The following is a 15,530-nucleotide window of genomic DNA, read 5'->3' on the forward strand; positions in this document are numbered from 1 at the left end:
CCGGACGGCCCCGTGCCGCCCGTCAGTCGAAAGAAACCGGTGCTCAGGCGCCGGTTTTTTTTCGTCCCCGCTTTGGCGGCCTTCGAAATTTCACGATGTGGAAAATTTTTTTGCGTCGTAAAAAATCGTGCTGCAAGGCACAACAGGGCCTATTGCAAGATGGAAAAAGACGTTTCTTAATGCGAAATGCGTGATACAAGCATTTGATTTTTAAGAACAATAAATATTCGAAAAACGCTCCTCGGCGGCTATGGCGCGACGGTCGATTTGCCTAGACTCTTATATAAGACTTCACGAAACGAAACGCCTCAAACGGGCGGCCGCTTCGACGAAGACAAGAGTCACCTATCCATTACAGGCAACCAAGGAGCACACCATGTCGCGCGAACAACAAGCCAAGCAACTCCAACAGCAATGGGAAACCGATCCGCGCTGGAAAGGCGTGAAGCGTACGTACACCGCCGAAGACGTGATCCGTCTGCGCGGCTCGCTGCAAGTGGAGCACACGCTTGCCAAGCGCGGCGCAGAAAAGCTGTGGGAAAGCGTTAACAACGAGCCGTTCGTGAACTCGCTCGGCGCGCTGACCGGCAACCAGGCAATGCAACAGGTGAAGGCCGGCCTGAAGGCGATCTACCTGTCGGGCTGGCAAGTGGCGGGCGATGCGAACGTGGCCGGTGAAATGTACCCGGACCAGTCGCTGTATCCGGCGAACTCGGTGCCGCTCGTCGTGAAGCGCATCAACAATACGCTGACGCGCGCTGACCAGATCCAGTGGTCGGAAGGCAAGAACCCGGGCGACGAAGGCTATATCGACTACTTCGCACCGATCGTGGCCGACGCGGAAGCCGGTTTCGGCGGCGTGCTGAACGCGTTCGAACTGATGAAGGCCATGATCGAAGCCGGCGCCGCAGGCGTGCACTTCGAAGACCAGCTCGCGTCGGTGAAGAAGTGCGGCCACATGGGCGGCAAGGTGCTCGTGCCGACCCGCGAAAACATCGCCAAGCTGACCGCCGCTCGTCTGGCCGCCGACGTCTCCGGCACGTCGACCGTGCTGCTGGCTCGCACCGACGCTGAAGCCGCCGACCTGATCACGTCGGACGTGGATGACAACGACAAGCCGTTCCTGACGGGCGAACGCACGGTGGAAGGTTTCTATCGCACGAAGCCGGGTCTGGACCAGGCGATCTCGCGTGGCCTCGCCTACGCGCCGTACGCCGACATGATCTGGTGCGAAACCGGCAAGCCGGACCTCGAGTTCGCGAAGAAATTCGCCGACGCGATCCACAAGGAATTCCCGGAGCAGCTGCTGTCGTACAACTGCTCGCCGTCGTTCAACTGGAAGAAGAACCTGGACGACGCAACCATTGCCAAGTTCCAGCGCGAACTCGGCGCAATGGGCTACAAGTTCCAGTTCATCACGCTGGCCGGCTTCCACGCGCTGAACTACTCGATGTTCAACCTGGCGCATGGCTATGCCCGCAACCAGATGACCGCCTTCGTCGAAATGCAGCAGGCTGAATTCGCTGCGGCCGAAAAGGGCTTCACCGCGGTCAAGCACCAGCGCGAAGTCGGCACCGGCTACTTCGACGCCGTGACGCAAACGGTCGAGCGCGATGCATCGACGACCGCGCTGCACGGTTCGACGGAAGACGAACAGTTCTTCGACAAGAAGGTCGCTTAAGGTACTTCGCGGTCCGATCGCGGGAACGGCAAGGCAGACGAAAAAGCGGCTCCGTTAGAGGGCCGCTGTCAGGGAGGAGCAGCCGTCAGGGCCGAAGTACGCCGGTCTGCCCTGATGGCTGGGATCTGGGAGAGATGGCAGCAGTGCAGACAAAGCCAGCACAACGCATTGTGCGGCGAACATAGGACGCGCCGGCCTCATCGCCGACGCGTTTTTTTTGCTATGCCGTTTTTGCCCGTGACGGGAATCGCGAGCGAGCGCCTTAGCGGTACACGATGACCGGAATCTTCGTATGCGTCAGGACCCGCTGAGTCTCGCTGCCGATCAGCAGGCTGCCCAGACCGCGCCGCCCATGCGACGCCATGAAAATCACGTCGCAGGCGCCCTGCTCCGCGGCCTCGATGATGCCGAGATACGGCGCGGGATGCACGCTGGTGCGACTGTCGAACGCGACGCCGACGCGGCGCGCGGCCAGTTCCACTTCTCTCAGGTGCACGTGCGCTTCACGCTCGCTGCGCTGCAGAAACTCGACCGGCGGCTCGATCACCACGTCGGAGAACGGCGAGTACGGATATTGCGGCAGACACGCGTAGGCGGTAACGCGAGCGCCGACGGCCTGCGCGAGATCGATGGCGCCGTCTATCGCTTTGCGTGACAGGTCTGAACCATCGGTCGGAACCAGGATGTGCCTGAACATGATGCCCTCCGTCGCCGGCTGCGTGCAGCGCGGCGTCAGCGTCCCACGAGGCGCGGCTTGGAAACCGCTTCAATCGATTGTAGGTCGCAGAAACGCGCTCAAGGCTGTCGTGCGGGTCTGTCCGCATATCGGAAACCCGCTGCGTGGGTCCGCGTGGGAGTCGTGTGTGGCGGTTGAGCAGGACGGCATAAGGGTCGTTGCGCCGGGCCGCTGGATCGCCGGGCCGCAGCCGCAACTCAGCCGCCCTCGCCCCAGTAATCAGGATGGCCGTACGTATGTTTGAGAAAGTCCAGAAACAGCCGGACCCGCAGCGGCAAATGCCGGCGCTGCGGAAAAACCGCATGGATGCCGATCGGCGGCGCGGAGAACTCGTCGAGCACGCTCACCAGCCGGCCAGCCGCGATATCCGTGCCGACCTCCCACCACGAGCGCCATGCGAGCCCGTAACCCTCGAGGCACCACTCGTGCAGCACGGCGCCGTCCGAGCATTCCATCGTGCCGGACACCTTGATCGACACGACCTTGTCGCCCTGCTGGAACATCCAGCCGCGCTGCTGGTTGGCGCTCGCTCCGAGCGCGAGACAGTTGTGATGCGCGAGATCGGCCAGCGTATGCGGCGAACCGCGCCGGCTCAGGTACGACGGCGAAGCCACACACACGCGGCGGTTCTCACCGAGCTTGAGCGACACCAGCGACGAATCGGGCAACTCGCCCAGGCGCACGGCGCAGTCGAAGCCCTCGTTGACGAGATCGACCAGCCGGTCGGACAGGTCGAGCGTAATCGATACATCCGGATGCGCGACCGTGAAGGCCGGCACTAGCGGCGCAACATGCCGGCGCCCAAACCCGGCCGGCGCCGACAGCCGCAAATGGCCGCTCGCCTTCACGCCGCCGGCCGACACGCTGGCCTCGGCGTTCTGCATGTCGTGGATGACGCGCTGGCAGTCTTCGAGAAACGCCGAGCCCTCGAAGGTCAGCGTGATCTTGCGCGTGGTGCGCACCAGCAATTTGACGCCAAGGCGCTCTTCGAGTGCATCGATACGGCGGCCGATGATGGCGGGCGCGACGCCCTCGGCGAGCGCCGCGGCGGACAGGCTGCCCTTGGCCGCTACGGTAACGAAAGTCTCGATCTGCTTGAAACGATCCATGGGGAGCGGAGCCGCGACGCCTCGAAGGATGTCCCCTTGGGGCGTTGTGCAGGAAAGTGGTCGGTGCGCGTCAGATTAGGTGTATGAAAGTAAAAGATCAAGTGATGTTTAGCCTCTTTTTTAGCGTGGAGCATCACTAATACAATCCGTCTTGACCTCTGATAGGAGTGCACGGCAATGTCGGCCACAACGACACCCTTCCCTAAAGCAGTGATTTTTGACGCATACGGCACGCTTTTCGACGTGCATTCGGTGATCGCTGCCGCGGAGCAGATGTTCCCCGGCCACGGCGACGCGCTCTCGCAGTTGTGGCGCCAGAAACAGATCGAATACACGCAGCTGCGTACGCTCGCCGATCCGGCCAGTGCGCCCGGTGCACACTACCGGCCGTTCTGGGACATCACGCTCGACGCCTTGCGCTTCGCCGCCAGGAAACTGCATCTCACGCTGGGCCGTGCGGCAGAGAAGCGCCTGATGGACGAATATGCGTGCCTGTCCGCTTTTCCCGATGCCGTGCCCGCACTACGCCAGTTGCGCGACGCGCCTTCGGCATCTTCTGGGTCCATACCTGCGCCTGCGGGCGGCAAAGCCGGAGCAGGGGCAGGTTCAAGGCCCGGTCTCGCGATCCTCTCGAACGGCAATCCGCAAATGCTCGACATCGCCGTGAAAAGCGCCGGCATGACGCGCCTGTTCGACCATGTCCTATCCGTCGACACGGTACGCGCCTACAAACCGTCGCCCGTGGCCTACACACTCGGCACACAAGCCTTCAGCGCAGAGCCGCGCGAAATCGTCTTCGTGTCGTCGAACGGCTGGGACGTGGCAGGCGCGAGCTGGTTCGGCTTCACAACTTTCTGGCTTAACCGGCAAAACGCACCAGCCGAAGAACTGGGCGTCACGCCGCATGGCGCGGGCGGAGGCATGAACGATCTGCTCGCTTTCCTGAAGTCCCTCGCGTCGTCCGGCCGCAATAGCGGCACGGGCAACACCGGCAATCCAGGTGGCAGCCGCACACGCCACAGCCCTGGCGCATGACGGCTACCACCTGGATCCCGCGACGCAATTCAACCGCATCTCAACATTTGCACCTTTGCAATCTGACCGACCAAGGAGAAACCATGGCGAATCCGCTGTCATCGCAATCATCGCTGTCACTGCCACAGGGCATGGAAATCACGGCTGAGATCAAGCCGGGCTACGAAGCGATCCTCACCCGCGAAGCGCTCGAACTCGTCGCCGCGCTGCATCGCACGTTCGAACCGCGCCGCCAGCAATTGCTGCAGGCGCGTGTGGAGCGCGCCAAACGTCTCGATGCCGGCGAGCGCCCCGACTTCCTCGCCGAAACGAAAAGCGTGCGTGAAGGCGACTGGAAGATCGCGCCGCTGCCACAGGATCTGCAATGCCGCCGCGTGGAAATCACCGGACCGGTCGAGCGCAAGATGATCATCAACGCGCTGAATTCGGGCGCGGATTCGTACATGACCGACTTCGAAGATTCGAATGCGCCGAGCTGGGATAACCAGATTACCGGCCACATCAATCTGAAGGACGCAGTGCGCCGCACGATTTCGCTCGAACAGAACGGCAAGTCGTACACGCTGAACGACGAGATCGCCACGCTGATCGTGCGTCCGCGCGGCTGGCATCTGGACGAAAAGCATGTGACGGTGGACGGCAAGCGCGTGTCCGGCGGCATCTTCGATTTCGCGCTCTTCATGGTTCACAATGCGAAGGAACAGGTTGCGCGCGGCACGGCGCCCTACTTCTATTTGCCGAAGATGGAGAGCCATCTGGAAGCGCGTCTGTGGAACGACATCTTCCTCGCCGCACAGGAAGCCGTCGGCGTGCCGCGCGGTACGATTCGCGCCACCGTGCTGATCGAAACGATCGTTGCCGCATTCGAAATGGACGAGATCCTGTACGAGCTGCGCGAACACAGCTCGGGTCTGAACGCCGGCCGTTGGGACTACATCTTCTCAGCGATCAAGAAGTTCAAGAACGACCGCGATTTCTGTCTCGCCGACCGCTCGCAGATCACGATGACCTCGCCGTTCATGCGTGCCTATGCGCTGCTGTTGCTGAAGACCTGCCATCGACGCAACGCGCCGGCAATCGGCGGCATGAGCGCGCTAATTCCGATCAAGAACGATCCGGCAGCAAACGACAAGGCAATGGGTGGTGTGCGCTCTGACAAGGCACGCGATGCCGGCGACGGTTACGACGGTGGCTGGGTCGCGCATCCGGGCCTCGTGCCGATCGCGATGGAAGAATTCGTCAAGGTGCTCGGCGACAAACCGAATCAGATCGGCAAGCAACGCGACGACGTGCTCGTCACGGCGACCGACCTGACGGACTTCCGCCCGGAAGCACCGATCACCGAAGGCGGTCTGCGCAACAACATCAACGTCGGCATTCACTATCTGGGTTCGTGGCTCGCAGGTAATGGCTGCGTGCCGATTCACAACCTGATGGAAGACGCCGCCACCGCGGAGATCTCGCGCTCGCAAGTGTGGCAATGGATTCGCTCGCCGAAGGGCAAGCTCGACGACGGCCGCAAGGTCACGGCCGAACTGGTGCGCGAACTGTCGGCGCAGGAGCTCGACAAGGTGAAGCAGGCAGTCGGCGGCGATACGAAGCCGTACGATCGCGCTGCACAAATCTTCGAAGAGATGTCGACGTCGGAGCAGTTCACCGACTTCCTGACGCTGCCGCTGTACGAGGAAATCTGAGGCATCTGTGCCTCATGCATCAGCCTGATTTACCAGCAATAACGACGTCGTACCAGGCCCGCTTTCACCAGCCACGCAAGATGAAAGAGCGGCCGGGGTCGCAAGGCTGACCGACCGGGCGGCCCGACAGGCGTATGCCTGCCGGGCCGTTTTTTTATGTGCTCGTTGTGTGCCGGTTACGCGCTCGTGATGTGCGCGTCATGCATTGGTTATGTTGCGGCGCGCTCGCCGTGGGCCCGCTATACAACCTGTCAACGCGTGCTGCGGTACTCAACCCAATCACCCGATCTGATTTCGGGAAGGCCCTTCGCCGCTTGAGGCGCGACCGGATAGAAGCGGCAGTTCACGACGTTACCGTCTACTTTCACCATCACTTCCCGCGCGAGGAATCGATCTTCGACGCCGGGATAGACGGCTTCGATCTCGTCAAGCACCGCAACCAGTTCATCGTCGATTTCGTAGACGTCGCCCATGACGTCCACGCCCGCTTCGTCGACCACCAGGCCCGGATACAGGCCGAAGTCGAATAGATGGCCGCGCACCGTGGCCGTGCCGAGCAGATTCGGCGCGGCGATCTCGTTGCGCGCCGCAGCCTCTCTCAGGTCGTTCACTTCACCGGCCCGCAACGTGCCGTATACAAAAACGGTCTGCATCGTCGTTTGTTCTCCTTGATGATGAGTTCGGCTTGCCCCGGCTGTTGCCGGGAGTTCAGTTCAGCGGCGCGCTCGCCACCAGCACGCCGTCGATATCCACATAGATCCATTCGCCCGGACGTACCAGCGCGCCCGGCAATTGCACCGGCACGTCGCGCTTGCCGGCGCCGAGCTTCTGGCCACGCCGTGGGCAGGTCGTCAGTGCGGCCACGCCGACATTGACTTCATTGAGCTCCAGCGCGTCGCGCACGCAGCCGTTCAACACGATGCCAGCCCAGCCATTCTGTTCAGCGATTTGCGCAAGGTTGCCGCCCACCAGCGCGCAACGCAGACTGCCACCGCCGTCAACCACCAGCACCCGGCCGGCGCCCTTCTCCTCGAGCGTGGCGCGGACGAGTGCGTTGTCTTCGAACACCTTTAGCGTTACCGCCTCACCACTGAAACACTCGGCGCGGCTGAAGAGATGAAAGACTGGTTCGAGCACGCGCAGCGTGCCCAGCGCCAGTTGGTCCTCGTGTGCGTCGCACAAGTCGGCGGTTGCAAAGCTCATGACCTTCTCCTCGGGATCCGTGCAATCGGGACATTATGCAACGTTGACTCCGACGTAACACCTACAATGAGAGGCTCGCGGTGGTTTTGGGTCTGGGCCTTTGGGTCCGCGCTCTCTGGTCCGCGCTTGATGGCTCTGTGCGTGAGCGCTCCCTGCTTGCGGGTTGCGCGCATACACCCACTGCGTTTTTTGCGTTCCATCCATTGGATCGATCTTCAACATGAATTCGCCCACTGACTCAGTCCTGTCGAGCCAGGTCCACTTCGCCGACATCCCGCCCGAATTCCAGCCGACGCAAACGCATCCGATCCGCGTGCGCTCGCGGCTAATGCCCTCGGGCTGGCGTATCGCGCGACACACGCATGCATGGGCGCAGGTGGCCTATGCATCGCGCGGCGTACTGCGGGTCGCAACGACCGGTACGACATGGATGGTGCCGCCATCCCGGGCGATCTGGGTGCCACCGCACGTGACGCACGAAGTGGTCGCAGTCGAAGATGCCTTTCTGCGCACGCTCTACATCACCGAAAGCACCGTCCCGGCCGGACTGGATACGCCGCGCGTGGTCGAAGTATCGGATCTGCTACGCGAGGTCATCGCCGCGCTCGACACGCCCGGCATTTCGGCGACACGCGAACAGTTGCTAGGCGCGCTTGCACTTGATGAACTGACGCGTTCGGAACCACTGCCGCTGTCCGTGCCGATGCCCAACGAGAAGCGTTTGCGCGCGTTGTGCGAGGCTGTGATCGCAGACCCAACGCATGGCGAGTCGCTCGAACAGTGGGCATCGAGCGTGGGGGCGAGTACGCGCACGATTGCGCGGCTGTTTCGTCAGGAGTTGGGCGTGAGCTTTTCGCAATGGCGTCAGCAGGCGATTCTCGCGCGCGCGATTCCGCTGTTGAGCCAGGGGCGGCCGCTTTCACATGTGGCGCAAGAGTTGGGGTATCAGAGCCAGAGTGCGTTCTCGGCGATGTTCCGGCGGGCATTCGGTGAAAGCCCACGGGCGTTCATCGAGCGTGGCGCTGAACATCGTATAGAGAGCGGGGATCGCGGCGATACCGAGGCGGACGAAGAGACCGCGCACAAGTGCCGGCGTAAAGCGTAACCGCCAGCCACTCGCCGCACTGCGTCAAACACGCCGCGCCAGATGACGAATCGCCCCGAGTTGCGCCAGACGCGGCCCAGCCAGCTTGTACCCCTTGCGTTGGTACAGCCGCGCGGCAGGATTGTCGACGAACACCCGCAACTGCAACTCACGCAGCCCGCGCTCGCGCGCCCATTGATGCGACATATCGAGCAGATACGTGCCGGCGCCGAGACGCCGATGCCCTTCGGCAATCTGCACGTCGCGGATATGCAGCGAATCGCCTTCCTGGGTGATGCGCAGCACACCGATCGGCGTGCCGTCCACTTCGAGAATGAAATTCTCCGACTCGCGCCAACTGCCGAGAAACAGATCGCCACGCCACACCAGATGGTGCCGGCGATAGTAGCCGCCCATGTTATTGCGAGTCAGCGCCTCGGCGAACTCGAAATCGTCCATGCTGGCCGGGCGCAGATGAAACGGTGACGGAGCTTCGGTTGGATCGAACATGGTGGAACGACGAAGATGAGTCGGGTCAACGGTAAAACAGGCCGCGCGCGCTGGCAATGGCTGTTTGTCCCGAGCATACCCGGACGATACCCAAGCGGACCGGCTGCGGACATAAAAAAAGCCCACTTCTTTCGAAGTGGGCTTCTTAAAAATCTGGCGGAGCGGACGGGACTCGAACCCGCGACCCCCGGCGTGACAGGCCGGTATTCTAACCAACTGAACTACCGCTCCAGATTTTTGCACCGTGGCTTGTGAGCCTGGCTCATTCACCACCTGCACCGCTCATATTGCTCACTTATTCTGCGCAATGAACGACGCCGATGTTGCTGGCGTCCCCTAGGGGATTCGAACCCCTGTACTCACCGTGAAAGGGTGATGTCCTAGGCCTCTAGACGAAGGGGACAACGTACTGCTTACACCTTTAATGAAAAAGCCCGTTCAGGTTTGTATGAACGGGCTTTGTCTGGCGGAGTGGACGGGACTCGAACCCGCGACCCCCGGCGTGACAGGCCGGTATTCTAACCAACTGAACTACCACTCCAGTTTGCCTATCATGACTTGCGAGCGTTGGTTTTTTCTCTGCAAGCTGCGCTGCTTTACTACTACCAAGCGACGCTGATGTTTGGCGTCCCCTAGGGGATTCGAACCCCTGTACTCACCGTGAAAGGGTGATGTCCTAGGCCTCTAGACGAAGGGGACATAATCTTTTCAGATCTGTCTTTATCTTGCTGCTAACTCACTTTAACTTTCGGCTAATTTCGTTTCGTCAGCAGCAAAGACCGATATTCTAACTACGTTACGGCTGCTTGTGAAGTCTTTTTTGCTACAAGCTCCAGACTTCGGAACGACTTCACTCTGCTCTGATGGTGGAGGTAAGCGGGATCGAACCGCTGACCTCTTGCATGCCATGCAAGCGCTCTCCCAGCTGAGCTATACCCCCCTTGCAGAACAGAAACGAGATTTTAGAGGCCAATTTGCGCTTTGTAAATACCCTTTGCGCAATTGCATGCGACTTTTTTCGCAAGTCGCATGCAAACCCTCTCAATGCGAACGCGAACGCGCTTAAGCCAACGCTTTTTCGATACGGCCCACGACAACATCGCGGCCAAACAGCATCAGCACGCTGTCAATCGACGGCGTATGCGTGGTGCCTGCCACCAGCAGACGAACCGGCATGGCCAGTTGCGGCATCTTCAGCTTGTGTGTGCCAAGCGTTGCCTTCAACGCCGCAGCGATCGCTTCCTTGGTCCATTCGACCGTTTTGAGCGTTGCAGCCAGATCGGCAAGTGCCGGACGCACGACATCCGTGACGTGCTGCGCAAGCGCCTCGGCTTCAGGCGCCGGCGTGCGATAGAACATCGCCGCGTTCTCGGCGATTTCCTTGACCGTCGACGCACGGTCCTTCAGCAAGCCCACCACCGAAGTCAGATCGGCGCCCTGCGCAATAGCTGCTTCGTCGATACCCAACCCGGCGAAGAAAGGCTTTGCGAGCTCGGCAAGGCGCGCATTGTCCGCTTCCTTGATGTAGTGGGCGTTGAGCCAGTTCAGCTTGTCGTGGTCGTACTGAGCCGGCGACTTGCCCAGATGCTCCAGATCGAACCATTCGACGAACTGCTCACGCGTAAAAATCTCCGCGTCGCCATGCGACCAGCCCAGACGCGCCAGATAGTTGACCACCGCTTCCGGCAAAAAGCCTGCGTCGCGATAACCCATCACGCTCATCGCGCCGTGACGCTTGCTCATCTTCTCGCCCTGCTCGTTCAGCACGGTCGGCAAGTGCGCGTAAACCGGCGGCTCGGCGCCCAGCGCACGCAGAATGTTGATCTGACGCGGCGTGTTATTCACGTGATCGTCGCCGCGAATCACGTGCGTGATGCGCATGTCCAGATCGTCCACCACCACGCAGAAGTTGTAGGTCGGCGTGCCGTCCGGGCGCGCGATCACGAGGTCGTCGAGTTCTTCGTTCGAGATCTCGATGCGGCCTTTCACAGCGTCCTCCCATGCAACCACGCCGGAGAGCGGATTGCGGAAGCGCAGCACGGGCTGCACGCCGGCCGGCGGCTCCGGCAAGACCTTACCGGGTTCCGGACGCCACGTGCCGTCATAGCGCGGCTTTTCGCCGGCCTCGCGTTGACGTTCACGCAATGCGTCCAGCTCTTCCGTCGACATGTAGCACGGGTACACGAGCCCCGCGTCCTGCATCTGCTTGAGCACTTCGCGATAACGGTCCATGCGCTGCATCTGGTAGAACGGGCCCTCGTCGATATCGAGGCCGAGCCATTCCATCCCTTCGAGAATGGCGTCGACCGCTTCGGTACTGGAACGCTCGACGTCGGTGTCCTCGATCCGCAGCACGAAGGTCCCTTTCATCTTGCGCGCGAACGCCCACGGATAAAGCGCGGAGCGAATGTTGCCGAGGTGGATGAAGCCGGTGGGACTCGGTGCGAAACGGGTACGGACGGAGGTGGTCATTAGCGGTTACTCGGAAGACAGGCGCCGGCGCCGTGGCGAACATTGCCAGTGAAGCGCGGCAGCGGACCGCGTCCATGCAGCAGAAAGCTGCCTTGCACAGACACGAAGGAAATAAATGCGAGAGGCGAATTATACCTTCCGAACACGTGGCGCCTGCCCTCGTCCGAATGGCCATTGGCAGCGCACAAGACGCGCGAGCAGCGCGCCTCGGGAGGCCTGCACATTTCCTCTGCAACGTTTCATTACCGGACCGGCGCGTGCCCGGAGCTTTGATTTATGATGTGCGCGCGCTGCGGGTGGGGATAGAACCACAGCGCATGGAATCGCCACCGGCCATTCCGTCCGTTTGACTATCCGCCTGATCGCGGCATCGGTTGCGCCGATCGCGCCGCCCCTGCCGTTGCTGGAGAACCCGTTGAAACCGTCATCCCCTCGCCTTGCCCGTCGCAACTTCTCGTTGGCGGCCGCCTCCGCGGTGCTCGCTGCCTGCACCACGACCGGCGGCAGCAAGACCGATAGCACGCCGGTCGCCACCGCGCCCACCGTCAACCCGCCGCCACTCGACAAACCGCAGCGGCCGATCCGCGTCGGGCTCGCGCTAGGCGGTGGCGCCGCGCGCGGCTTCGCGCACATCGGCGTGATCAAGGCACTCGAGGCGCGCAATATCCAGGTCGACCTTGTGGCCGGCACCAGCGCGGGCTCGGTGGTCGGTGCGTTATACGCCTCCGGGATGAACGGCTTTGCGCTGAACAAGCTCGCACTGACCATGGACGAAGCGTCGATCAGCGACTGGGCGATGCCGTTTCGCACGCGCGGCTTTCTGCAAGGCGTAGCGCTGCAGAACTACCTGAATACGACGCTCAACAACCGTCCGATCGAGAAGATGGTCAAGCCGCTCGGCGTGGTCGCCACCGACCTGAAGACCGGCCAGCCGATCCTGTTCCAGCGCGGCAACACCGGCATTGCGGTGCGCGCATCATGCAGCGTGCCGTCGATTTTCGAACCGGTGAAGATCGGCGGTCACGAGTATGTGGACGGCGGCCTCGTGAGTCCGGTGCCCGCCTCGTTTGCGCGCAAGATGGGCGCGGATTTTGTGATTGCCGTGGACATCTCGCAGCGCCCGGAAAGCGGCCTCACTGCCAGCTCGTTCGACGTGCTCATGCAGACTTTCACCATCATGGGCCAGACGATCAAGGCTTATGAACTCGACAAGTACGCCGACATCGTGATCCGGCCGAATCTGGCCGCGATGAGCGGCAGCGATTTCTCACAGCGCAACGCAGCGATCCTGGCTGGCGAGGAAGCCGTGGCGAAGATGATGCCCGAGTTGCAACGTAAGATGGCCGCAAGCCGCGCCGCGGTGTAACCCGGCAGGATCGCGCCGGTTATACCGGCCGGCGCGCGGCAGCGGCAGCTGCAGTCGCCGTCACGCACGCACGCAGCGCCGATCCAACCCGGCGTACCGCGCGGAAGATCTCGTGCCACATTCATCGGTAAGCGCCCAAACGCAAAAAGCCTGCTTCAACCGAAGCAGGCTTTTTTGTCGCACCAAAACCGCCGGTGCGGGCTGAATCAGTTACTGATTACCGCCGATCGACGCATTCACGCGCTTGCGCAGATCTTCACCTTCCTGATAGGACGTCTCGATCCGGCGTGCACCAGTAAAGCGCTTTTCCCAATAACCGCTATCCATATCGTCGACGCGGATCGTGCTGCCCGTGGAAGGCGAATGCACAAACTTGTTGTCGCCGATGTAGATGCCGACGTGCGAGAACGTGCGGCGCATCGTGTTGAAGAACACCAGATCACCCGGCTTCAGATCGCTGACGCGAACTTTTTCGCCGACACGGCTCATTTCCTCGGCGCGGCGCGGCAGCGCCATACCGAGCGTGTCCTGGAACACATAGCGCACGAAGCCGCTGCAATCGAGCCCCGAATCGGGCGTATTACCACCCCAACGGTAGCGAACGCCGATCATGTTCAGCGCGCCGACCACCACGTCGCCCGCTTTGCCGGCCATGCCGGACAGGAACGATTTGGCGCCGCCGTCGCTGTCAGGAGCGGCCGATTGCGAATTGAGGGGGGACAAAGAATTCGACCCGCTGGGGGTCGAAAATGAGGCATTCTGATTAAAACCGCTTACTTCGTCGGCGAACGCGCCGGGAGCTGCTGCCATCAAGACGCCAATGAACATCCCGGCGACGACGCGCGTGCAAGCCTGGGTTAGGTTTCTGTGCTGCATTGGTCGGTATTTTTTGCCTAAAAATCAGTGGGCTACGGAAAAAAGTTTGGTCGATACTAGCCAGTAAGTATTCACGTGTCAAAACAAATAGAAAAATACAATCGAGACACGCACCCAATTGGTGAAAGAGTGCAAAATCAGTGGTCAAGCGCCGCTTTCAGCAGCTTTCGGGTGTAAGGGTGCGCCGGTGTCGCAAAAATCTGCTCAACGTCGCCGCTTTCGACGATCGATCCATTTTGCATGACCGCGACACGATGCGCCATCGCCCCGATCACGGCCAGATCGTGACTGATGAAAACGAAGCCGAGGTTGTACTTCTGTTGCAACCCGGCAAGCAGTTTCAGCACCTGCTGCTGGATCGACACGTCGAGTGCGCTGGTCGGTTCGTCGAGGATCAGGATGCGCGGCTCCAGCACCAGAGCACGCGCGATCGCAATCCGCTGACGCTGGCCGCCGGAGAACTCATGCGGATAGCGGTACAGCACCGTGCGGTCCAAACCGACTTCGCGCAGGACCGATACCACCTTGTCGCGCCGTGCCTCCTGGCCCATTTGCGGCCGGTGCAGCGCGAGCCCTTCGCCGACGATCCGCTCGATGGTTTGCCGCGGCGAAAGTGAACTGAACGGGTCCTGAAAGACAACTTGCATATTCGAGCGTAAGGCGGTCTGTTCAGCGCCGCGATAGCTGCCGAGCGCCCTGCCCTGAAACTCGATCTCGCCGTGCACCGTGCGTTGCAGACCGAGCAGGGCCATTGCGAGCGTCGATTTACCCGAACCCGATTCGCCGACGATCCCCAGTGTCTCGCCCTGGCGCACCGACACGTTCGCATCGGCGACCGCGCGGAAGTGCCCCGAGCGAAACCAGCCGCTCAAGCCAGGCAGCTTCATTTTGAAATCGACCGAGACATCGCGCGCTTCGAGCAGAACCGGCGAAATCGGCAGCACCGGCACCACCGTGCGCTGTGGGCGGCTCGCCAACAGACGCTGCGTGTACGGATGCTGCGGCGACTCGAACACCTGCTCGACCGGCCCGCTTTCCACGAGTACGCCCTGCTCCATCACCGCAATGCGTTGTGCGAAATGGCGCACCAGATTCAGGTCGTGCGTGATAAGCAGCACAGCCATGCCGCGTTTCTCGGCTTCGTCGCGTTGCAGTTCCAGCAGTAACTCGACGATCTGCGCGCGGATCGTGACGTCAAGCGCCGTTGTCGGCTCGTCGGCCAGCAACAGGCGCGGGCGGCACGCGAGCGCCATCGCGATCATCGCGCGCTGCCGCTGACCGCCCGAGAGCTGATGCGGATAGCTGTTCACACGCTTGCCGGGCTCGGCAATGCCCGTGCGCCCCAGCAACGCCACCGCGCGCTTACGCGCCTCGTTCGCCGTGACGCCGTCGTGCACGACGATCGTCTCCGCGATCTGGTCACCGACCGTATAGAGCGGATTGAGGGCCGTCATCGGCTCCTGGAAGATCATCGCGATGTCCGAGCCGCGCATGCCGCGCATCTCCCGTTCGCTTTTCGCAAGCAGATCCTGGCCATCGAAACGGATCGCCCCGCCCACCTGCGCGTCGCTCAACAGACGCAGGATCGAGAGCGCAGTCACGCTCTTGCCCGAGCCCGATTCGCCGACCAGCGCGACCCGCTCGCCGCGTTGAATCGCAAGCGTCACGTCGTTCACCGCGACGGTGTCGCCGAAGGTCACATGCAGACGATCGAGTTCCAGCAGCGGCGGCGCTATAGCCTGTTTTACGTCGTTCACCACCATG

Annotated in this window: 13 protein-coding genes and 5 tRNA genes; 5 read left to right on the plus strand and 13 right to left on the minus strand. The window is 61.7% G+C overall.

Annotated features, from left to right (window positions below):
* Window positions 1–376: 376 nt before the first annotated feature.
* Window positions 377–1,681: an isocitrate lyase gene (gene aceA / locus PQQ86_RS11515; protein ID WP_408266689.1), complete on the plus strand. Its 1,305-nt coding sequence runs from the start codon at window positions 377–379 to the stop codon at window positions 1,679–1,681.
* A gap of 262 nt (window positions 1,682–1,943) precedes the next feature.
* Here aceA and PQQ86_RS11520 read toward each other — a convergent pair whose 3' ends face one another.
* Both PQQ86_RS11520 and PQQ86_RS11525 read right to left on the minus strand, forming a co-directional pair.
* A complete protein-coding gene (locus PQQ86_RS11520) occupies window positions 1,944–2,378 on the minus strand; it encodes a universal stress protein (protein ID WP_175053195.1) in 435 nt (144 codons plus the stop codon).
* A gap of 236 nt (window positions 2,379–2,614) precedes the next feature.
* A complete protein-coding gene (locus tag PQQ86_RS11525) occupies window positions 2,615–3,526 on the minus strand; it encodes a LysR family transcriptional regulator (protein WP_408266691.1) in 912 nt (303 codons plus the stop codon).
* Between the two features lie 177 nt (window positions 3,527–3,703).
* On the opposite strand from PQQ86_RS11525, the gene PQQ86_RS11530 reads away from it, so the two are divergent.
* Together PQQ86_RS11530 and aceB are read left to right on the plus strand one after the other, a co-directional pair.
* Window positions 3,704–4,561 (plus strand): (S)-2-haloacid dehalogenase, encoded by an 858-nt coding sequence (locus PQQ86_RS11530; protein WP_408266693.1) that lies wholly within the window; start codon window positions 3,704–3,706, stop codon window positions 4,559–4,561.
* An 83-nt stretch (window positions 4,562–4,644) separates the two neighbouring features.
* Complete coding sequence (gene aceB / locus PQQ86_RS11535) at window positions 4,645–6,255, plus strand: malate synthase A (protein ID WP_408266695.1); 1,611 nt, start codon at window positions 4,645–4,647, stop codon at window positions 6,253–6,255.
* Between the two features lie 251 nt (window positions 6,256–6,506).
* On the opposite strand, the gene PQQ86_RS11540 is transcribed toward aceB, so the two are convergent.
* A complete protein-coding gene (locus PQQ86_RS11540; protein ID WP_408266697.1) occupies window positions 6,507–6,908 on the minus strand; it encodes a gamma-glutamylcyclotransferase family protein in 402 nt (133 codons plus the stop codon).
* A 55-nt stretch (window positions 6,909–6,963) separates the two neighbouring features.
* Window positions 6,964–7,458 carry a ribonuclease E activity regulator RraA gene (gene rraA / locus PQQ86_RS11545; RefSeq protein WP_408266699.1) on the minus strand — a complete coding sequence of 165 codons (495 nt, stop codon included), beginning with the start codon at window positions 7,456–7,458 and terminating at the stop codon, window positions 6,964–6,966.
* Between the two features lie 220 nt (window positions 7,459–7,678).
* Here rraA and PQQ86_RS11550 point away from each other — a divergent pair, with 220 nt between their 5' ends.
* The gene (locus tag PQQ86_RS11550) at window positions 7,679–8,563 is read left to right on the plus strand and encodes an AraC family transcriptional regulator (protein ID WP_408266701.1); all 885 of its coding nucleotides are present in this window, start codon (window positions 7,679–7,681) and stop codon (window positions 8,561–8,563) included.
* A 24-nt stretch (window positions 8,564–8,587) separates the two neighbouring features.
* On the opposite strand, the gene PQQ86_RS11555 is transcribed toward PQQ86_RS11550, so the two are convergent.
* The 7 genes from PQQ86_RS11555 to gltX form a co-directional block, all read right to left on the minus strand.
* Entirely contained in the window at window positions 8,588–9,052 is a 465-nt protein-coding gene (locus tag PQQ86_RS11555; protein WP_054041032.1) for a GNAT family N-acetyltransferase, read from the minus strand.
* Between the two features lie 154 nt (window positions 9,053–9,206).
* Window positions 9,207–9,283: transfer RNA gene (locus PQQ86_RS11560), tRNA-Asp, on the minus strand.
* Between the two features lie 96 nt (window positions 9,284–9,379).
* Window positions 9,380–9,455, minus strand: a tRNA-Glu gene (locus PQQ86_RS11565).
* 61 nt (window positions 9,456–9,516) lie between these two features.
* Window positions 9,517–9,593: transfer RNA gene (locus PQQ86_RS11570), tRNA-Asp, on the minus strand.
* Between the two features lie 82 nt (window positions 9,594–9,675).
* Window positions 9,676–9,751 (minus strand) — tRNA-Glu (locus PQQ86_RS11575).
* Between the two features lie 165 nt (window positions 9,752–9,916).
* Window positions 9,917–9,992, minus strand: a tRNA-Ala gene (locus PQQ86_RS11580).
* 122 nt (window positions 9,993–10,114) lie between these two features.
* A complete protein-coding gene (gene gltX / locus PQQ86_RS11585; RefSeq protein WP_408266703.1) occupies window positions 10,115–11,524 on the minus strand; it encodes a glutamate--tRNA ligase in 1,410 nt (469 codons plus the stop codon).
* 415 nt (window positions 11,525–11,939) lie between these two features.
* On the opposite strand from gltX, the gene PQQ86_RS11590 reads away from it, so the two are divergent.
* On the plus strand, window positions 11,940–12,890 hold the full coding sequence (locus PQQ86_RS11590; RefSeq protein ID WP_408266705.1) for a patatin-like phospholipase family protein: 951 nt from the start codon (window positions 11,940–11,942) through the stop codon (window positions 12,888–12,890).
* Window positions 12,891–13,100: 210 nt separating this feature from the next.
* Here PQQ86_RS11590 and PQQ86_RS11595 read toward each other — a convergent pair whose 3' ends face one another.
* Together PQQ86_RS11595 and PQQ86_RS11600 are read right to left on the minus strand one after the other, a co-directional pair.
* Window positions 13,101–13,766 (minus strand): C40 family peptidase, encoded by a 666-nt coding sequence (locus tag PQQ86_RS11595; RefSeq protein ID WP_408266707.1) that lies wholly within the window; start codon window positions 13,764–13,766, stop codon window positions 13,101–13,103.
* Window positions 13,767–13,903: 137 nt separating this feature from the next.
* Entirely contained in the window at window positions 13,904–15,529 is a 1,626-nt protein-coding gene (locus PQQ86_RS11600; protein ID WP_408270236.1) for an ABC transporter ATP-binding protein, read from the minus strand.
* Window position 15,530 lies beyond the last annotated feature (1 nt).

This window comes from Paraburkholderia sediminicola, assembly GCF_046026675.1.
Lineage (GTDB): Bacteria > Pseudomonadota > Gammaproteobacteria > Burkholderiales > Burkholderiaceae > Paraburkholderia > Paraburkholderia sediminicola_F.